General features: G+C 37.3%; 17 protein-coding genes. All 17 read left to right on the top strand.

The genetic code is table 11. The annotated features are described in order from the left end of the window. The first annotated feature begins 3 nt into the window (after positions 1–3). The 17 genes from AOC36_RS06045 (at position 4) to AOC36_RS05965 (ending at position 20,081) form a co-directional block, all read left to right on the top strand. A complete protein-coding gene (locus AOC36_RS06045; RefSeq protein WP_067632440.1) occupies positions 4–2,943 on the top strand; it encodes a Cna B-type domain-containing protein in 2,940 nt (979 codons plus the stop codon). Positions 2,944–3,194: 251 nt separating this feature from the next. Further along, positions 3,195–3,818, top strand: a complete 624-nt coding sequence (locus AOC36_RS06040; RefSeq protein WP_067632438.1) for a GntR family transcriptional regulator — start codon at positions 3,195–3,197, stop codon at positions 3,816–3,818. 382 nt (positions 3,819–4,200) lie between these two features. Then, the gene (gene alaS, locus AOC36_RS06035; protein ID WP_067632437.1) at positions 4,201–6,801 is read left to right on the top strand and encodes an alanine--tRNA ligase; all 2,601 of its coding nucleotides are present in this window, start codon (positions 4,201–4,203) and stop codon (positions 6,799–6,801) included. A gap of 18 nt (positions 6,802–6,819) precedes the next feature. Further along, the gene (locus AOC36_RS06030) at positions 6,820–7,080 is read left to right on the top strand and encodes an IreB family regulatory phosphoprotein (protein ID WP_067632435.1); all 261 of its coding nucleotides are present in this window, start codon (positions 6,820–6,822) and stop codon (positions 7,078–7,080) included. Beyond that, positions 7,077–7,505, top strand: a complete 429-nt coding sequence (ruvX, locus tag AOC36_RS06025; protein ID WP_067632432.1) for a Holliday junction resolvase RuvX — start codon at positions 7,077–7,079, stop codon at positions 7,503–7,505. The genes AOC36_RS06030 and ruvX overlap by 4 nt, the downstream gene beginning before the upstream one ends. A gap of 81 nt (positions 7,506–7,586) precedes the next feature. After that, positions 7,587–7,847 (top strand): DUF1292 domain-containing protein, encoded by a 261-nt coding sequence (locus AOC36_RS06020; RefSeq protein ID WP_067632430.1) that lies wholly within the window; start codon positions 7,587–7,589, stop codon positions 7,845–7,847. Between the two features lie 95 nt (positions 7,848–7,942). Then, on the top strand, positions 7,943–8,572 hold the full coding sequence (gene udk, locus AOC36_RS06015; RefSeq protein ID WP_067632428.1) for a uridine kinase: 630 nt from the start codon (positions 7,943–7,945) through the stop codon (positions 8,570–8,572). A gap of 145 nt (positions 8,573–8,717) precedes the next feature. After that, on the top strand, positions 8,718–9,188 hold the full coding sequence (gene greA, locus AOC36_RS06010) for a transcription elongation factor GreA (protein ID WP_067632426.1): 471 nt from the start codon (positions 8,718–8,720) through the stop codon (positions 9,186–9,188). A gap of 95 nt (positions 9,189–9,283) precedes the next feature. Continuing rightward, the gene (locus AOC36_RS06005) at positions 9,284–9,754 is read left to right on the top strand and encodes a ComEA family DNA-binding protein (RefSeq protein WP_067632424.1); all 471 of its coding nucleotides are present in this window, start codon (positions 9,284–9,286) and stop codon (positions 9,752–9,754) included. Continuing rightward, positions 9,745–11,523: a ComEC/Rec2 family competence protein gene (locus tag AOC36_RS06000; RefSeq protein WP_067632422.1), complete on the top strand. Its 1,779-nt coding sequence runs from the start codon at positions 9,745–9,747 to the stop codon at positions 11,521–11,523. Before AOC36_RS06005 ends, AOC36_RS06000 begins: the two co-directional genes overlap by 10 nt. Before the next feature lie 5 nt (positions 11,524–11,528). Beyond that, positions 11,529–12,476, top strand: coding sequence for a DNA polymerase III subunit delta (gene holA / locus AOC36_RS05995; protein ID WP_067632420.1), 948 nt, complete (start codon positions 11,529–11,531; stop codon positions 12,474–12,476). A gap of 142 nt (positions 12,477–12,618) precedes the next feature. Beyond that, the gene (fmt, locus tag AOC36_RS05990) at positions 12,619–13,545 is read left to right on the top strand and encodes a methionyl-tRNA formyltransferase (RefSeq protein WP_067632418.1); all 927 of its coding nucleotides are present in this window, start codon (positions 12,619–12,621) and stop codon (positions 13,543–13,545) included. Further along, positions 13,542–14,057, top strand: a complete 516-nt coding sequence (locus AOC36_RS05985) for an ECF transporter S component (RefSeq protein ID WP_067632416.1) — start codon at positions 13,542–13,544, stop codon at positions 14,055–14,057. The genes fmt and AOC36_RS05985 overlap by 4 nt, the downstream gene beginning before the upstream one ends. Then, positions 14,054–15,856: a translation elongation factor 4 gene (lepA, locus tag AOC36_RS05980; protein ID WP_067632414.1), complete on the top strand. Its 1,803-nt coding sequence runs from the start codon at positions 14,054–14,056 to the stop codon at positions 15,854–15,856. The genes AOC36_RS05985 and lepA overlap by 4 nt, the downstream gene beginning before the upstream one ends. A 22-nt stretch (positions 15,857–15,878) precedes the next feature. After that, a complete protein-coding gene (locus tag AOC36_RS05975; RefSeq protein WP_232505348.1) occupies positions 15,879–16,109 on the top strand; it encodes a MazG-like family protein in 231 nt (76 codons plus the stop codon). After that, positions 16,099–17,199, top strand: coding sequence for a radical SAM family heme chaperone HemW (gene hemW, locus AOC36_RS05970; protein ID WP_067632409.1), 1,101 nt, complete (start codon positions 16,099–16,101; stop codon positions 17,197–17,199). The genes AOC36_RS05975 and hemW overlap by 11 nt, the downstream gene beginning before the upstream one ends. Before the next feature lie 272 nt (positions 17,200–17,471). Next, the gene (locus tag AOC36_RS05965; RefSeq protein WP_067632408.1) at positions 17,472–20,081 is read left to right on the top strand and encodes a cation-translocating P-type ATPase; all 2,610 of its coding nucleotides are present in this window, start codon (positions 17,472–17,474) and stop codon (positions 20,079–20,081) included. The last annotated feature ends 30 nt before the right edge of the window (positions 20,082–20,111 follow it).

The raw sequence follows: 20,111 nt of genomic DNA, 5'->3' as shown, positions 1-20,111 counted from the left end.
GAAATGAAGAAAAAGATATTATTGATTTTAGCAACGATGTGTATATGTATATCATCACAAGCTATTTTTGCGCAAGAACCAGACCAATGTACTGATATTACACAACATGTAACGTTGCATAACGCAAAACTCATGGTTCATGATGGAAGTGATTGGGTTGAACTTCATGATGGACAAACATTACAGTACGGTCAACAAGTCAACGCACAAATTGAATGGGAAATAAAAGCCTCCGAAATGGATTATGTTCAAAATAACAGTTGTTTTACGATAGAACTTCCTACACAAAACGTGAGTTTTAATTCAGTTAACTGGCAACCACTCATCTCAACTTCAACAGCAGAAGTTCTTGGTGAATATAAGATCACAGCAGAGAAAAAAGTGGTTGTTGTATTAAATGATACAGCTGCAAACAGCGCATCATTAAAAGATGGTTACTTTAATTTTATTGGAACTACAAACAAGTCGGGGGATGATCAAACGTTTACGTTTCATGACCAAGTATATAACATAAATGTAGAACCACGCCCTGATTCTAACTACGCAGAGTACAAACCAACAACCAACAATGCCAAATATGCAACGCATTTCCAAGGGACTAACGACTATCGATGGCTTGTACGCGTTAATATGATAAACGGAAAAAAAGCATTTGAGAAGCAAACCGGTGCATCAAGCGAAGACTACACCCAACTGACTCATGTTCTTTTTGAAGACACACTTGATCCATCCATGGTATTGGATCCAACCTCTTTCGCAATCCATGTTCCACTTTACCTATCTGATACAGAAGGAAAAATGACAGGATATTATGTATCAGAAAACATCATATCTCAGTTTTTAAAAGTCGTTCAAAATGAAGGTGAATCCTACAATGATTTTGTATTGCGTATTAAGGCTACAAATCAACCAACGTACGGATTGTATGATAATGGCATTACGATTTCAATTGTGATTTACTTTGGTGATATTCCAAATACTACACTTAAAAATCCTTCTTCAGAAGAACAAACGCGTAAAAACATTAAGTATAACAGTTTACTCACAGATGGTAACCAACTGGACTATACAATTACTGGAAATGAAGGATATGCAAAAATGTTCCATGTTGTCTACCATACAACAATCATCGGAGAAAGTGGTGATTATAAAAATGTAGCGACAATCTCTTCAGATCAAATCAATAGTGAAGAAGCAAGTCGAGTGATCTCATTTGAAAAGGTAACTGCAGGTGTTAGACCGATACCACCTCAAATGCTACGAATTATTAAAGCTGATGATGCAGGAGCATTATTGGAAAATATTGAATTCAGTTTACTCAAGGAGAATGAAAGTGGATTATATGTGTTTTACGAAACATTAGTTACAGATAATGTAGGTGAAGCGCTTAGTACGAAGCTTTTACCTGGAAAGTATAAACTGATCGAAGTTTCAAAATTAGAAGGTTATGGGGATCCAATATTCAGTCCTTCAGACGAATTTGTAATAACTGATACCGATACTCAAGGGATTCAAGTTAACATTACGAATCCAGTTCTTCGGTCTATTTCAGGAACAAAAACATGGGATGATAATCAAAATCAAGAAGGATTCAGACCTAATACACTAAAACTTGAGTTGTATGCAAATAATGTTCTTATAAGTAATATCCAACCAATTTGGAATTACAGTAATAAGGATGTATGGGAATATACATTTGAAAACTTACCAAAATATCAAAATGGCGTAGAAATCAAATACGATGTCGTTGAAGATACTGTGAATGGTTACACTTCAAGTAAAAAAGACTTTGACTTTATCAACTCACGTAAAGTTGAATACATCGACATTTCAGGAACTAAAACATGGGATGATAATCAAAATCAAGAAGGATTCAGACCTAATACACTAAAACTTGAGTTGTATGCAAATAATGTTCTTATAAGTAATATCCAACCAATTTGGAATTACAGTAATAAGGATGTATGGGAATATACATTTGAAAACTTACCAAAATATCAAAATGGCGTAGAAATCAAATACGATGTCGTTGAAGATACTGTGAATGGTTACACTTCAAGTAAAAAAGACTTTGACTTTATCAACTCACGAAAAGTTGAATACATCAACATTTCAGGAACAAAAACATGGGATGATAATCAAAATCAAGAAGGGTTCAGACCTAATACACTAAAACTTGAGTTGTATGCAAATAATGTTCTTATAAGTAATATCCAACCAATTTGGAATTACAGTAATAAGGATGTATGGGAATATACATTTAAAAACTTACCAAAATATCAAAATGGCGTAGAAATCAAATACGATGTCGTTGAAGAAACTGTGAATGGTTACACTTCAAGTAAAAAAGACTTTGACTTTATCAACTCACGTAAAGTTGAATACATCAACATTTCAGGAACTAAAACATGGGATGATAATCACAACATTGAAAATAAAAGACCAGATTCGATCACATTATATCTGTATGCTGACACACTTCTTTTGGATATGATTAAACCAGTATGGACTAGTAAAACAGGGGATGTATGGAGTTATACATTTGAAAACTTACCAAAATATATAAATGGAAAAGAAATCATTTACACAGTTGAAGAAGAAAGTGTAAGTGGGTACACTTCAACACAAACAGGAACGGATATTGTTAATACTTTAATACCAGTACAAAAACCAGAAGAACCTGTAAAACCAGAAGAACCTGTAAAACCAGAAGAACCTGTAAAACCAGAGGAGCCTGTAAAACCAGAAGAACCTGTAAAACCAGAAGAACCTGTAAAACCAGAAGAACCCGTTAAACCAGAGGAACCAGCAAAACCAGAATCACCATCAATACCAAATACAGGTGTTGCATCTTCTTATGGCGACTTCATGCTTATATTGATTGGGATGGTTCTCATCACTGATTCGCATTTTATTAATAATAAACGTAGATACATTAAGTAATCACCTACAATAATCCTAAATTGTTCAGGGATGTGGTAACTCAAATCCTATTAAATGCAAAATATCCACCTAAAATCATGTTGTTATCATGGTGATAGGTGGATAAGTTGTGATATTATATATGCATATAGAAAAGAAATGATGAAAAAATAATGATTAAGTAAGAAATATTTAAAATTTCTATAAATTACGCAAAACTATTTTTTCAAACAAAATCATTTATGATATTATACGTATAATTGAGGTGCTGTATGAGAAAAGTTAAACGTTCAATTTACCAAAAAATTGCAGTTGATCTAGCATCACGTATTGCAAGCAACGATATCAAAGTAGGTATGAAACTTTCAGGACGCTCAACGTTGAGCAGTGAATATGGTGTTTCGCCTGAAACGATTCGACGTGCTACAAACCTTTTACATGAACAAGGTGTTGTGGAAATAAAAAATAACATGGGAGTGATTGTTAAAGATAAACACAAAGCCGTGCAATATTTAGAGAGTATGGAGTCTGCTCATGATGTAACCGAGCTTAGACATCAACTATCAGAATTGATGCAACAACGTCAAAAGTTGGATCGAGAGATTGATCGCGTAATCAATCAGTTGGTAGACCTAACCGGACGCTTTTCAAGTACCGATCCACTCAAACGTTTTGAACTTGTATTGGCACCAGAATCACAGCTTGTAGGAAAAACGATTAAAGGGTCACAGTTCTTCCAACAAACAGGGATGACAATTGTGGCCTTAAATAAGAATGGTAATATGATTCTCTCACCAGGCCCAAATGCGCTCTTTGAAGCAGGGGATACAATTGTTGTAATGGGTAGTGTGCGAAATATGAATGATCTTGAAACATGGATCAAAGAGAAAAACTAAAACAAAATGATATGATACTTAAAGAAGTCTTGAGAAAGACTTCTTTATACACTAATGAAACTTAATGGTTTCATCCAGCACAAGTCTATGATTCATTAAATGCAATCACTTTGGTGCTAGTCAAACAGATTCGTTTATGGTAAAATTGATTTACATGTCGTAAAGAAAGCCATACAAGCTGTTAAGGATAGATTCAAAGAGAGGGTCAGATTGGTGAAATGACCTACTATCTGCAGTGCGTGCTCCTTTCTTAGATGGGTAAAACCCGTGACTTCGCGTTAAGAAGAAAAAGTGCATACATTTCGTATGAATCAGGATGGTACCGCGTGAAAACGTTCCTGAGATGTGAAATGTTTTTTTTATTTTCAAAAGGAGAGTTAAAATGAAACAGTTAACCAGCAGCCAAGTAAGAACCATGTTCTTAGACTATTTTAAGTCAAAAAATCATATGATTGAACCTGGAGCATCATTAGTTCCAATCAACGATGACACATTATTATGGATTAATTCAGGAGTAGCCGCGCTCAAAAAGTATTTTGATGGACGGGTTAAACCGATGAATCCTCGAATTGCGAATGTTCAAAAATCAATTCGTACCAATGATATTGATAATGTTGGTTACACTGCACGTCACCATACATTCTTTGAGATGTTGGGTAATTTTTCAATTGGAGACTATTTTAAAGAAGATGCAATTCAGTTTGGCTATGAATTTTTATTTTCACCCAATTGGATTGGACTTGATGCACAGCATATGTACGTGAGTGTTCATACTGAAGATCATGAAGCATATCGCATTTGGACTGAAGTGATTGGTATTGATCCAAAGCGTATACTGAAGACCGATGATAACTTCTGGCAAATTGGAGACGGACCTTGTGGGCCAAATAGTGAGATCTTTTACGATCGTGGACCAAAATATGACCCTGAAAACTTAGGAGAACGGTTGTTCTTTGAAGAACTTGAAAATGATCGCTATATCGAAGTATGGAATATTGTATTCTCTCAATACGATGGAAAAGAAGGGGTCGATTTCCATGAATTTAAAGAACTTCCACAAAAGAATATTGATACGGGAATGGGTTTTGAACGCTTAGTAAGTATTGTGCAAGGCGGTGAAACAAACTTTGATACTGATTTATTCTTACCAATTATCACAGAAACTGAAACCTTTACTCAAATTAAATATCACGAAAAAGAAATGGCATTTCGCGTAATTGCGGATCATATTCGGACCCTTGTATTTGCCCTCAATGATGGCGCTTTATTCTCAAATGAAGGGCGTGGTTACGTATTGCGCCGATTGCTGCGCCGTGCTGCTCGGTATGGACGTGTGCTCGATATCAATGAACCATTTCTCTATAAACTTGTTGATTCTGTGATTGAAGTGATGCATGATTTTTATACTGATTTAGATAATCGTCCCGAAGATATCAAGAAATTGATATTAAATGAAGAAAAGCGATTTATTAAAACACTTCAAGAAGGGGAGAAACTTCTGTTAAGCGCAATTGAAAGCCAAGAAGGCGTTGTATTGCCAGGTGATGTTGCGTTTAAACTCTATGATACATATGGATTCCCAATTGAATTGACACAAGAAATGGCTCAAGAGCGTGGTGTTAGCGTAGATCTTGAAGGGTTTGATCAAGCTTTAGAAGCACAAAAAGAACGTGCACGTGGAAGCCGTCAAAAAATAGAATCCATGGGATCACAACAAGAAGATATCCTCAATTTTAAAGTCCCAAGTCAATTCCTTTACGATACATTTGAAGTAGAGGCAACCATCACGGGTCTATTTGTTGAAGGGCATGCAGTGGAAACACTTCATGATAAAGGCCTTGTTGCACTTGATCAAACACCATTCTATGCAGAAAGTGGCGGACAAGTAAGCGATATTGGCTCGATATCAGGTGGTCACATAGTCGGGGTATCAAAAGCAAATGCAGGCCAACACCTACATCATGTAGAAGTGAGTGAACCTTTGCATCTTGGTGATACAGTTCATGTTTGTGTGGATACAAACCGTCGCATTTTAATTCGTAAGAATCACTCATGTGTCCATCTTTTACACTCAGCACTTCATGAGTTTGTGGGGGAACACGTGAATCAAGCGGGTTCGTATGTTGATGACCAATACTTCCGTTTTGACTTTACTCATTTTGAACGATTAACACCTCAGACACTGAAAAACATTGAGCGAAGAGTCAATGAATGGATTGCGCAATCGTTGCCAATTCACACTGATATCATGAATGTTGAAGAAGCAAAAGCTTCGGGTGCCATTGCATTATTTGGTGATACGTATGGCGATGTAGTACGTGTTGTTTCTATGGGTGATGTATCCAAAGAATTATGTGGGGGTACCCATGCACTCAGTACTGGTGAAATTGGGGTATTCAAACTTGTATCAGAAGAAAGTGTTGGATCAGGGGTACGTCGTATCGTTGGGAAGACAAGTCTTGGAGCTTATGAGACCTTTAAGAAGGCAGAACAAGAGATTGAGTTAATTCGTGAAGACCTAAAACTCGTTTCCCAAAAATCGATCATTGAACGCATCGAGGAAATGCGCATAGAAAAACAATCACTTCAAGAAAAATATGACCTATTATTAAAAGATGCTCTGCATGCTAAAATCCAAACATGGCTTAATGATGTCAATGTTTCAAAAGAAGGATTGAATGTATTGTGGGTTCAAGAATATAATGCGGATAAAGAATTAATGAATGAGATTGTAGACAAACTTAGAGATCATGTTGACCTTTTATTTGCAGTAAATGTGAATGAACCCAATGTTTCATTTATGGTCAGTGTATCACCAAAAGGAATCGAATCTGGCTATAAAGCAGGGGACCTTGCAAAAGAACTTGCACAAGCTACTGGAGGTAATGGTGGCGGTAGACCAAACTTCGCTCAATCTGGTGGTAAAAATGTAAGTAACTTAAACGCTGCACAATCTCAAATTTATGGTAAAATAGGTATATAAATTTAAAGGAGAGATAATATGAGCGAAAAGCATTTAACAGAGACAAGTGTTTACGATTCATCAGAAATCAGAGAAGCACGTATTCGAGACATTCTCGAACGTGTTGATGGTGCACTAAAAGATCGTGGGTATAATTCTGTGAATCAGATTTCAGGATATTTAATTTCCAATGACCCAGCATATATTTCATCGCATAAAAATGCTCGAGTACTGATTCAAGAAGTTGAGCGTTTTGAGTTAATTGAAGAATTAGTGCGCTTTTACCTAGGTTCTAAATGAGCATCTATAAAAGCATCGGCCTTGATTTAGGCTCAAAAACATGTGGGGTTGCTGTATCTGATGGATTAGGCATGTATGCCCATCCGCTTGTAACATTACGGTTTGATGGAAATTTAGAGGATCTCAAAGATATGATTCAGCCCATCCTTAAAGAACATAATGTAAATACAATTGCTTTGGGGTACCCGAAAATGATGAACAATGATATCGGGGAACGCGCTTTGATTTCTGAAGAATTTAAAGCACTTTTGGAGACATGGTTTAATATTAAAGTCGTGCTGATTGATGAACGACTAACCAGTGTTTTATCAGAGCGTCAACTTATTGCACAAGATGTATCAAGAAAAAAGAGAAAGAAAGTTGTCGATCAAGCGGCTGCTGTACAAATACTACAGTCACTTTTAGACCGACAACGGTTTTTCTAGCCAGATAATCTGGCTTTTTTCTTAGAGTAATATGAAATCTTTATGGTATAATATCTAAGAACATTTAAGGAGGTCAATGTCATGGATGAAACTACAATGATTGTCATTGATAATGAAGGTAATGAAGTAACAATGGAAATTCTCTTTACATTTAAAGATGATAACTACGGGAAAGAATATGTACTCTATATTAATCCTGAAGATGAAGATGGTGAAGTATATGTATCTTCATATACTGAAGAAGGTGAACTTCTCGATATCACAGACGAACAAGAATGGGATATGATCGAAGAAGTGTTTAATGCTTTTATCTTAAAGCATGATGAAGACCTCGTTCATTAATTTTATCTATCATATTATGTTGATTGTTTTTGGGATGCTTAAACAAGATAGTAATATGAAATAAACCATACGACTAACGGAGGAAATATTCTAATATGGAACCAGTACTAATTGGGATTGCAGGCGGTAGTGCATCGGGTAAATCGTCGATTGCAAGAATCTTGAAGGAACATTACAAAGAAACACAATCGGTTTACATCCTGAAAATGGATGACTACTACAAGGATCAATCAAACATTCCGCTTGAAGAGCGTTATGACACAAACTATGACCATCCTTTTGCATTTGATACAGATTTGCTGCTATCAGACATCCAACAACTAAAAAATGGAAAAAGTATTCAAAAACCTGTGTATGATTTTATTAATCATACACGCAGTACATACACTGAAACTGTCGAGTGCAGTGATGTTATCGTTATTGAAGGATTGCTTCTTCTTGAAGATGAACGTGTACGTGACTTACTTGATATTCGAGTATTTGTCGATGCACCAGCAGACGTGCGCTTCATTCGTCGCTTGATTCGTGATGTAAAAAAACGTGGACGCAGTATGGACCATGTAATCGAACAATACCTGACAACCGTACGTATTATGCATGATCAATTCATCGAACCATCAAAACGTTATGCAGACATCATCATTCCTGAAGGTGCACATAATAAAGTTGCGATAGATTTGTTGACAACAAAAATCGGAAGTATCATTAGTAGAGGCAATAATTAAAGGACAAAAGTCCTTTTTTTAATCAAGACGCGTTATCCTTTATTACATAAAACAACGATTCAAAGGAGTGTGTAGGCAAAACTTGATAAAAAAGTAGTATCATCAATTCGGGTGTGGTATAATGTCTTCTGTTAGGAGTGATCGTATGAGTGAAAAAATTCCTGTAACACAGGCTGGTTTAGATGAATTAAACCGCGAATTACGTCAATTAATTGAAGTAGAACGTGCTGAAGTCATTGAGGACTTAAAAGCCGCTCGCGCTCAAGGTGACTTGTCAGAAAATGCTGATTATGATGCAGCACGGGATCGTCAAGCGAGAGTAGAAGCTCGTATACGTGAGTTAGAGAATACACTATCACGTGTTGAGTTAATCGGTGACACCAATGGCAAAAAATTCAAAACTGTGAGTTTGGGTGCCAATGTAACAATTTTAGATATTGATATGGGCGAAGAAATGACCTTTACAATTGTTGGTTCTGTTGAAGCAGATCCAGATAATGGTCGTTTGTCTAATGTCTCACCATTAGCGCAAGCAATTATGGATTCTAAAGTTGGTGATGAAGTGCTAGTACAAGTCGCAAAACCATATTCTGTTAAAATTCTAAAAGTTACATAAACAAAGACCTATCATCATGCGATAGGTTTTTTTATCAATGCAAAAATGGTTAGGAAAATCCTTCGTCAATTCTTATTTAAGAATGGTGATAATGTATGAAAACGAAGAATATCCTATCTATCGCAATTGCAATCCTCCTCATTAGTGTGTTTCGCCCAATTTTATATACACCCTTTACATATGAAGCATCAAATATAAACATAACGGTTGTATATCATAATGAAACCTATCATCTAGAACTGTTACCCTACAGTTCTTTATCTGCGCTAAAAGATCACATTGAGCTTCATGATGATGTAGATTATGCAAAACTAAATCTCAATCAAAAGGTAAAAGATGGGGATATCATTACCATACCTTTGTTATCCGATACACCATGTGTATCCATTAACACTGGGACACATGAAGAACTCATGACACTTCCTGGAGTTGGTGAAGCCATTGCGAATCGGATTATTGATCATCGCAATGAATACGGGTCCTTTCAAACACTGGAATCCATAATGGAAGTAAAGGGAATTAAAAATCGTTTGTTTGAACGCATGGAACTCATGATATGTTTATAGTATTAACCCTAATCTTTATGGGGTTTATGAATCATGTGTTTGTTCAATGCGCATTTTTGTGCCTCGTGTCGATTGTTATTGCATTAAAATATACACCAAATGATGCACTCAAACTGCTTGCTTTAGGATGCTTTTTTATGCTGTCACTCAACCTTAACTTACCAAGTTTTCAAACTCACTATCGTGTGATTGAAAAAAGGGATACTTGGTATGTACTCAGAAACGGTGTGAATAAATATTATAGTAGTGGTGATGGTAATTTAGAATTTGATGCAGTTTATCAATTTGAAGGGGATATAATCCCCCTTGAGTCAAAGAACCACTTTCAAAGCATCAACCGTTACCAAGGGACATTAAACGGTGAATTCACAAAGCAAGTGAAAAAACCACGCCCGATCCATCGATTTCTACAATCAGCCTACAAGGACTATCCCATCCTCTTGGATTTTATTTACAAAGACTCACAACATATTTTTGTTTCTTTAGCACTTCATTTCTATGCCATCGAACAACTCTTAATATGGTCAACACGACGTGTTCTCACCAAAGAAAAACGCAATGCACTTTATCGGATAATCATTGGATTGTATGGTTATGCATTTGGGTTTAGTCTGAACTGTGTTCGACATCTGATGCGGGGTGTTGATTTAAAACCCGAGACAAAGATGCTGATTCTGTTATTTATGTTTCCCTATGCACAGTTTCACTTAGGATTTATTATTGCGTATTTTCCGACACTAATCCAAGAAATCTCAGGACCAATCCCCAAAAAATCTTTTGAAGTTGCACGTTTATTTCTAATCCATACACTTAGTGGGTCTGTACATATTCTTCAAATGGTTTTGTTTAAGGTATGGGTTATCCTTTTTGCAGGGGTATATCTGTTCATGATATTAAGAATGAATACACTGGCGACCACCTTGCTATTAGGGTATGATGATTTTTTGAGTGTTACCAACCGATTCGAATTAAGGGGCAAGATTCCACTATTAGTATTTGGCATGTGCTTAGTGTGGAAATCAAACCCTAAACACTATTGCATTGCATATCTCAGTGTTGTTGTATTTATGATGTATTTTCCATTTCCACGGGTCATGATTGTGGATGTTGGGCAAGGGGATGCAATCATCATCACAACCGCGTTTAATGCGCATGTAACTGTGATCGATACAGGACGAGCCTTTGCCTTGTCAAACCTTGAAAGAGCCCTCACATCGCTGTCGATTCGTTCCATCGACCAACTCATTATTACGCATGATGATTTGGACCATAATGAGAATCAAGATTATTTAATGGATGTATATGACGTCAAATCATTAATCACACAAAAGCAATCAACGGTACACTTTTTATATGAGCTGTTGGGAGATGTAACGTATGAAGAATCCAATGAAAATAGCCTTATTTTCATACTTCAAACAAAACGCTTATCCTTTTTGTTTACAGGGGATGCATACATCAAACAAGAGTTAGATCTATTAAAACACTACCCAAATCTGCAGGTGGATGTCCTAAAACTTGGACATCATGGATCAAAAACAAGCACTTCCGAATTGCTTGTCAGTACACTCAGACCAACCTATGCAATTGCCAGCAGCAATCCAACAATTTACAATCATCCCCATCCAGATGTGATGCAATTATTACACCAATACCGAATTTCACTTCTAAAAACGAGTGATTATGGACATATTACGTTTATTATGTCACCACTTTTTGATTTTGTTGTGTCACAACGTGGACACTTTGGTATAATAGATACTAGGTGATAATTGTGGCTCATGTTTTATATGGCACTGACCGGTATCTTATTTTAGAAAAAGCAAACCAATTATTTGAAACTTATTCAAAAAAACATACCGAAGTAGAGAAATGGATTTTCCAAACAAACGATCAAGGATTTGATCAAAATCAAGTACAAGAAGCAATCGAAACGATTTCTCTTTTTGGTCTGCCAAAGTGGATTTTCTTATTTATTGAGAACGAAAAAGACCTTAACAAGGTTGATGAATCCGCGCTAGAAGAATGGTTTTCTCATACCTCAAACACTCTTGAGCTCGTCTTAGCACTCCCTAAGAAACCTTTGGCTAAAAGCCCGTTAAGAAAAACATTGACACATTACGCCAAGGAAATCACCATTACAGTCGGTGGAAAAGATGCAATCTCAGTGAAGGATCGTGTGAATGCTGCTTTAAAAGCACAGACACTTCATATTGATCCAGATGCAAAGCAACTTCTCATCGATCGAATTGGAAGTAATAGTGCTCGTGTTCAAAGTGAAATCGATAAACTTGTGTTGTTGAATCGAAGGATAACCCTTGATGATGTAACCCAACTCATATCGTACGACTTAGAAAACGACATCTTTGCATTAAGTAATGCTCTTTTACAAAAAGATCATAGTGAAGTTTTTAGAATCTACCAACAACTCTTGAAGCAAAAAAATGATCCCTTGAGTCTTGCGCCATTAATTGCAGCGTCATTAAGAGGAATCTATCAAGTATCCACGCTACAAAGTTTAAATTATCAAGCAGATGAGATTCGTAATCTACTAAACATGTCTGAAGGTCAGTATTGGAACATCACGCGTAAACGTTATCGTTCAAATCAATCAATTTTGGATATCTTGAATCAATTATCTACCTTTGATCAAGAATCTAAAAAAGGACTAAAAGACCGCTTTGTAGGTTTTGAAATGCTTCTTTTATCCATTATGATGTAAAGTCCAGGGTCTTGGGCTTTTTTCATAGCAAAAGGTCTGATGCGTGTTATTTAAACATCGTAGGATTGTGAATATATTTTAATGAGTCAAATGTGGTCTGAAAGGTCACATCATGATATAATAAACCACAGGAAGTGATAGTATGAGAATTGTATTTATGGGAACAACACTGTTTTCATGTGTTGTATTAGAAACGTTATTAAGTGAAGGATATGATGTTGTTGGTGTTGTGACACAACCAGATCGTCCAGTTGGAAGAAAAAAGATCCTAACTGCACCACCTGTTAAGATGCTTGCATTGGAAAATGACATCCCTGTAATTCAACCTGAAAAAATTAAACGTGCGGTAGATGATGTGCTAGCATTTAATGCAGATTGCATTGTGACCTGTGCTTATGGTCAAATTGTCCCTGAGGCAATTCTTTATGCACCACCGTATCGTTGTTTAAACGTGCATGCATCACTGTTACCAAAATATCATGGGGGTGCTCCCATCCATTGGTCAATCATTCGTGGTGAGAAAGAAACTGGCGTGACATTGATGTTTATGGATAAAGGGATGGACAGTGGCGATATGCTTGCAAAACAAAGCGTCACGATTAATGAAGAAGATACCTTTGGTGATGTTGAAGCGAAACTTATGGAAGTCTCAAAGACTTTGATTAAAGAAGATCTCAAAGCGTACTTTGATGGTAAATTGACACCAATCAAACAAAAAGATGAAGACGTCACCTTTGCGTATGCCATCCAAAGAAATGATGAATTTGTATCATTTAGAAAGCCAGGACATGATGTATACAATCATATACGCGGTTTAATTCCATGGCCGACAGCATATGGAATCCTAGATGGTGTATCTATTAAGTTTCATGCTGTTCAATTTGAAAGTAAAGACCATCAATTTCAACGAGGAGAAATTGTTGATGTTTCAGATAAAGGGGTCGATGTTGCAGTCGAAGGTGGAATCATTCACCTTACCAGTATCCAAATATCTGGGAAACCACGACAATCCAATCGAGACATTTTAAATGGGTTTGGTAAACGATGGAAGGGGCGACGTTTTGAATGAAAAAAAACTACGAAATAAAACGAACACAAACAATCGTATATATTGCACTTATGACAGCACTTGTCACCAGTGTCACTATCTTTACAGCAGTTGCATTTCCTAATGGAGGTTATTTCAATTTAGGAGATGTTGTGATTGCGATCCTTGCGACAATTGCACCAGTTAGACAAGTCTTAGTTGCAGCAGCACTGGGAAGTGCGCTTGCAGATTTATTGACAGGTTATGCCCACTATATGCTCTTCACTGCTTTTATAAAAGGAAGTGAAGTACTCGTAATTTATATATTTAGAAAGTTATTGAAAACCAAATTATATCCAATTCCGTTTTTACTCTCAGCAATGCTGATGCTTGTAGGATATGGAATCGTGGATAGCTTTATTCTCGGAGATTATGCCTTCTTTGCGTCCATTGCAGCAAACCTTACCCAAGGAATCGTTGCATTTGTGGTCCCTACAGCGGTATACCCATGGATACGTAAGACGGATTTCAGTATTAAGGGAATGGTATCATGAATCAAAAAAACATACGAAATTTTTCGATTATTGCCCATATTGATCATGGGAAATCAACACTTGCTGATCGTATTTTAGAAATGACAGATACGGTCAGTGATCGTGATATGAAATCACAAGTACTCGATCAACTTGATTTAGAACGTGAACGGGGTATCACAATTAAACTTAACGCAGTACAACTTGAATACAATCATACGGATGGTGAAACCTATACATTCCATCTGATTGACACACCCGGTCACGTCGACTTTACATATGAAGTGTCTCGCTCACTTGCTGCGTGTGAAGGGGCTATTTTAGTTGTTGATGCGACTCAAGGAATTCAAGCACAAACTCTTGCGAATGCGTATCTTGCGATTGATAATGATCTGGATATTATGGTCGTGATTAATAAGGTCGACTTACCATCCGCTGACCCAGAACGCGTAAAACAAGAAATTGAAGATGTATTAGGTATTGATGCCTCTGATGCACCGCTTATTAGTGCAAAAACTGGACTCAATGTGGATCAAGTGCTCAAAGGGATTGTTGAAAAACTCCCTGCACCCAAAGGAAACAGAGAAGCACCGCTTAAAGCATTAATTTTTGACTCAATCTACGACTCATATCGTGGTGTTATCGCTTATGTGTGTATCAAAGATGGATCAGTTAAAAAAGGAGATACCATTCAGTTTATGGCGAATGGTGTTGAAGTTGAAGTTACTGAACTTGGAATTCGAACACCATTTGAAATCAAAAAACAAGAATTGGTAACAGGTGAAGTTGGTTGGATTGCAGGCAGTATTAAATCTATCCATGATGTTGGTGTAGGGGATACCATTACCCTTGCAAACCGCCCAGCAGATGCACCCCTACCTGGATATCGTAAACTCAACCCAATGGTATTTTGTGGATTATACCCAATCGATAACAAACGCTATACGGATTTACGGGATGCCTTAGAAAAAATGGCGTTGAATGACTCATCACTTGTGTTTGAACCTGAAACATCCAAAGCCTTAGGGTTTGGATTTCGATGTGGGTTCTTAGGACTCCTTCATATGGATGTAATTCAAGAACGTTTAGAACGTGAATACCAACTCGAACTCATTGCGACAGCACCATCGGTTGTATTCCATGTTTACCTTACCAATGGTGAAATGGTAACTGTTGACAACCCAAGTAATATGCCTGTTGTAAACTATATTGATCGAATTGAAGAACCCTATGTAGAAGCTAATATTTTAGTGCCCAGTGAGTATGTTGGTGCAGTAATGGAACTGTGTCAAAACAAACGGGGTGTTTATCATGATATGCAAATGATTGATGCGGTACGTTACAATATTGTATACCACATGCCACTTGTTGAAATTGTCTATGATTTCTTTGATAAGTTAAAATCATCGACCAAAGGGTATGCATCCTTTGATTATGAACTCATTGGATATCGTCCATCAAAACTTGTGAAGATGGATATCATGTTAAATGGTGAAATTGTCGATGCCTTATCCGTTATTGTACACCGTGATTTTGCGTATAATCGCGGTAAAGTCATCACAGATAAACTCAAAGAGTTAATCCCAAGACAACAATTTGAAGTGCCTGTTCAAGCTGCAATCAACAGTAAAGTTATCGCACGTTCAACGATTAAAGCAGTACGTAAAAACGTAATTGCGAAGTGTTATGGTGGCGATATCTCTCGTAAGAAGAAACTGTTAGAGAAGCAAAAAGAAGGAAAGAAACGGATGAAACAGGTCGGAAGTGTGGAAATTCCACAAGAAGCCTTCATGTCCGTCTTATCGATGAAAGATGACTGAGATATTTGAAATTATTGATGCCATGCGAAAACAATTTGGTTGGGATCAAAGCGATACCAAAGAAACCATGTCACACTTTTTATTAGATGAAGCCAAAGAACTGGTCGAAAGTCTTAATGAACCTGAAGAAGCTTTCAAAAAAGAGCTCGCCGATGTCTTAATGTATGCATTCGCGATCTGTATGGACGAAGGGTATGATGTTAAGACCCTGATTGAAGATAAAGCAAACGAGGTAAAACAACGTGAGTACTAAAGCAGTTTACATTCACATTCCATTTTGTGATCATATCTGTGGATATTGCGACTTTACTCGATTTAATTATGCGCGTCCCATATCGGACGCGTTTATGCTACGTTTAATATCACAAATTAATACACTTCCTAAAGACCTAACAACGATTTATGTTGGGGGTGGTACGCCTACATCGCTTGAAGATGATCAACTTGAAGGGTTGTTGCAAGCACTGATAGAACATAAAGCGGAGCAATGTGAATTTACTTTTGAGGGTAATCCAGAAAACTTAACAAGAAATAAGGTAGAAATGCTCGTCAAGTACGGTGTGAATCGCATGAGTCTGGGGGTTCAAACAACCAATGATGATTTATTAGAAAAAATCGGAAGACATCATCGATTCTATGATGTCGGTAAAGGGGTCACTTTATTGCGAGAATGTGGTATTGAGAATGTTTCCTTGGATTTAATGTATGGACTGCCTGGGCAATCCCTTGAGATGTTTGAAAAAGCGATGCACGATGTGGTCTTACTGAAACCCAATCATGTTTCAATCTATGCTTTAACGGTTGAACCAAATTCATTATTTGGCCGTAAAGGCATTCAACCTGTTTCCGAAGATGTTGAAACCGAGATGTTCTTACGATGCATTGAAATCATGACGCAATATGGATATGAACACTATGAAATATCAAACTTTGCACTTCCTGGATCACGCAGTCAGCACAACCAAGTTTATTGGCGTTATGAAGACTTTTATGCTTTCGGACCTGGATCCAGTTTAAAACTGAATCACACACGAAAAACCTGGACCAAAAAACTAGGACAATACCTTAAGGAAGATGGGTATGATGAAATCATTGAATTAACCCTTGAAGATGAAATGTTTGAATTTATCATGATGGGATTAAGAATTCGTGAAGGCATCACATTCAAACGGTTTAAGACACGATTTGGGGTAGATATGCGCGACGTATTTAGTGAAGCAATTCAAACAGGCGTTGATCATCAGTTATTAGAACTTCACGATGACCATATCCAAGCAACCTTTGAAGGGTTTGTCATGCTTGATGATGTCTTGTTACCATTTATGGATATTTTGCCATACTAACAAGATGTGTTGATGGTGTATATCCATCAAATGAGATAAATTGAACATAAAATTGAATTCATATATAATTTCACATCAATTTCTTTGACATTAACAGATTTTATTGATATTCTATTTTCTAATAAAGGGAGTAGAGCCCCAAGATTGGGTCCATGTTTCGTCAGTTCGACAATATTTGTCCGGAACACGGTATAATTTCGAGACTTTATTTATGTTTTCTTCACAAAACTAAAGTAAAGTCTTTTGTTTTGTACTTATATAGGAGGGTCATTATGACTGAAAATAAATGGTACTCACAAACACGTGAGGAAGTCCAAGCAGCGCTAAAGGTAACGATGAAAGGTTTGTCACAATCTGAAATTGAGCAATCCCGGTCTGCATATGGTTCCAATCAACTCGAAACAACGAAAGAAAAAAGTACAATATCGCGTCTTATATCACAATTTAAAGATCCATTAATTTTAATTCTATTGGGTGCATCAATTTTAAGTATGTTTTTAGGGGATGTAATTGAAGCATATATTATTTTGTCCATTGTATTTTTAAATGCCATCATCGGATTTATTCAAGAAGGGAAAGCAGAACAATCCTTAAAGGCTTTGCAGGAAATGTCGAGTCCATTTACGAAAGTTATTCGTAATGGGAAGGAAGTGTCCATCGCTTCACGCGACGTTGTAGTTGGAGATATCTGTGTTTTAGAAGCAGGGGATTTAGTATCCGCAGATATTCGACTCATTCAGACAAACAGCCTTCAAGTCCAAGAGGCATCACTTACAGGTGAATCAATCCCTGTTGATAAGGATGCTACTTATGTCGGAGATGACAAGGATGCATTGGGTGATCGTAAAAACATGGCATACTCATCTGGTATGGTCACCTATGGCCGTGGCTTAGGTGTAGTAGTGGGTGTTGGAATGGGTACTGAAGTGGGTAAGATTGCGAAGATGCTTCAATCATCTGGTGATGAACAAACACCACTTCAACGTAAGCTGGATCAATTAGGAAAACAATTAGGCTTACTCGCACTCGCAGCCTGTGTGCTAATTTTCGTCATCACTTTACTTAAGGAAAAAACAGATATCTTGGACGCATTCATGACTGCAGTTTCATTGGCAGTTGCGGTAATTCCTGAAGGACTTCCTGCAATCTCAACCATCGTACTTGCGATGGGTGTGAACCGTTTGGTTGAAAAAAATGCAATCATTCGTACACTGCCTTCAGTAGAAACCTTAGGCTCTGCAACGGTAATCTGTTCAGATAAAACCGGAACACTTACACAAAATAAAATGACGGTTGTGGATTTCTGGAATGACAACAATCCAGCAAACAGAGAACAACTTGTTATTGGATCATTATTATGTAATGACTCCCGTTTGATTGATGGCGTTTGGGTTGGAGACCCAACTGAAACAGCACTCTCTGAATGGGCGCAAAATGAAGGTCATGACACACAAAAACTTCTTGACGAATATAAACGAATCAATGAAATTCCATTTGACTCGGGTCGTAAACGCATGACAACAGTTCATAACATCGATGGTAAAATCTTTGCCTTCACAAAAGGTGGTGTGGATGAAGTCTTAGCAGTATCCACCCATTATGGTGTTGATGGTACTGCACGTCCACTGACACAAGACGATGTTGCACACATTCAACAAGCAAATGAAGCAATGGCTGTGAAAGCATTGCGTGTCCTTGCATTATCTGTAAGAGAACTTACCTCAAATCCACATGAAGGGGACATCTCAATTGAGTCAAACCTAACCTTTGTTGGATTAGTGGGTATGATTGACCCACCACGTCCTGAAGTTGTGGATGCGGTTAAAGTCGCAACACGTGCTGGAATCCGTACTGTAATGATAACCGGTGACCACGCACTTACTGCTGAAGCAATTGCTCGTGAAATTGGGATGATTGATGATCACAAAGTAATCACTGGCGTTGAACTTGAACAAATGAGTGATGACAAACTCTTTGAACAAGTAGAACACATTGGTGTCTATGCACGTGTATCACCTGAAGATAAGATGCGTATTATAAAAGCCTGGAAACGTCATGGAGAAATCGTCGCAATGACCGGTGATGGTGTTAATGATGCACCAGCCCTTAAGATGGCAGACATTGGAGCTGCGATGGGTATTGTTGGGACAGAAGTTGCGAAAGGTGCAGCAGATATGATCCTAACTGATGATAACTTCGCAACGGTAGTAACTGCAGTTGAAGAAGGGCGTCGTATTAAAGACAACATCATGAAAGCTGTAAACTACTTACTATCATGTAACGTTGGTGAACTGTTCGCAATCTTAATTGCGACCTTGTTTGGAATTGGAAGACCGCTCTTAACAATACATATTCTGTGTGTTAACTTAATAACGGATTCACTTCCTGCACTCGCACTGGGTGTTGAACCTGCAGAAAGTGATATTATGGACCGTAAGCCTTCAAAAGATATGAGTTTATTGACTTTTGAAAGTGGATGGCGCATTATTTATCAAGGAATCTTCATCAGTATTATTACACTATGTGCTTACACGTATGGAACGGGTGTCTTCATTAACCAAAATGGTTCACCTGAATTGGGTCAAACGATGGCCTTTAGTGTCCTTGCATTATCACAACTTGTGCACTCATTTAACATTCACGCTCCAAGCCAATCGGTATTTAAAACATTCTTTAAAAACAAATGGTTAATCTATGCAGTCATAATTAATGCAATGATGGTTATGGCAGCACTCTTAATTCCATTTGCACGCGAAATCTTACACCTTACAACGATGAATACAACACAATGGGGTATTGTAATCGTACTCGCATTAGGTCCAATCCCTTTTGTGGAGCTCATGAAACTTTTAGGCTTAAACAATCGTAGTAAAACACATTAATTAATAACTAAGATGCTATCAAGTCAATGA

This window comes from Erysipelothrix larvae (assembly GCF_001545095.1).
In the GTDB taxonomy this organism is placed as follows: domain Bacteria; phylum Bacillota_I; class Bacilli_A; order Erysipelotrichales; family Erysipelotrichaceae; genus Erysipelothrix; species Erysipelothrix larvae.
The sequence above is the reverse complement of the archived record's forward strand: the minus strand, read 5'-3'. Positions and strand labels throughout refer to the sequence as shown.

Excerpts from the sequence above, each read along its gene's own strand:
- ruvX (WP_067632432.1), top strand. The coding sequence starts at position 7,077 with ATGAGCATCTATAAAAGCATCGGCCTTGATTTAGGCTCAAAAACATGT.
- alaS (WP_067632437.1), top strand. The coding sequence starts at position 4,201 with ATGAAACAGTTAACCAGCAGCCAAGTAAGAACCATGTTCTTAGACTAT.
- AOC36_RS06030 (WP_067632435.1), top strand. The coding sequence starts at position 6,820 with ATGAGCGAAAAGCATTTAACAGAGACAAGTGTTTACGATTCATCAGAA.
- AOC36_RS06000 (WP_067632422.1), top strand. The coding sequence starts at position 9,745 with ATGTTTATAGTATTAACCCTAATCTTTATGGGGTTTATGAATCATGTG.
- AOC36_RS06005 (WP_067632424.1), top strand. The coding sequence starts at position 9,284 with ATGAAAACGAAGAATATCCTATCTATCGCAATTGCAATCCTCCTCATT.
- fmt (WP_067632418.1), top strand. The coding sequence starts at position 12,619 with ATGAGAATTGTATTTATGGGAACAACACTGTTTTCATGTGTTGTATTA.
- lepA (WP_067632414.1), top strand. The coding sequence starts at position 14,054 with ATGAATCAAAAAAACATACGAAATTTTTCGATTATTGCCCATATTGAT.
- AOC36_RS06045 (WP_067632440.1), top strand. The coding sequence starts at position 4 with ATGAAGAAAAAGATATTATTGATTTTAGCAACGATGTGTATATGTATA.
- greA (WP_067632426.1), top strand. The coding sequence starts at position 8,718 with ATGAGTGAAAAAATTCCTGTAACACAGGCTGGTTTAGATGAATTAAAC.
- udk (WP_067632428.1), top strand. The coding sequence starts at position 7,943 with ATGGAACCAGTACTAATTGGGATTGCAGGCGGTAGTGCATCGGGTAAA.
- AOC36_RS05985 (WP_067632416.1), top strand. The coding sequence starts at position 13,542 with ATGAAAAAAAACTACGAAATAAAACGAACACAAACAATCGTATATATT.
- AOC36_RS05965 (WP_067632408.1), top strand. The coding sequence starts at position 17,472 with ATGACTGAAAATAAATGGTACTCACAAACACGTGAGGAAGTCCAAGCA.
- AOC36_RS06040 (WP_067632438.1), top strand. The coding sequence starts at position 3,195 with ATGAGAAAAGTTAAACGTTCAATTTACCAAAAAATTGCAGTTGATCTA.
- AOC36_RS05975 (WP_232505348.1), top strand. The coding sequence starts at position 15,879 with ATGCGAAAACAATTTGGTTGGGATCAAAGCGATACCAAAGAAACCATG.
- AOC36_RS06020 (WP_067632430.1), top strand. The coding sequence starts at position 7,587 with ATGGATGAAACTACAATGATTGTCATTGATAATGAAGGTAATGAAGTA.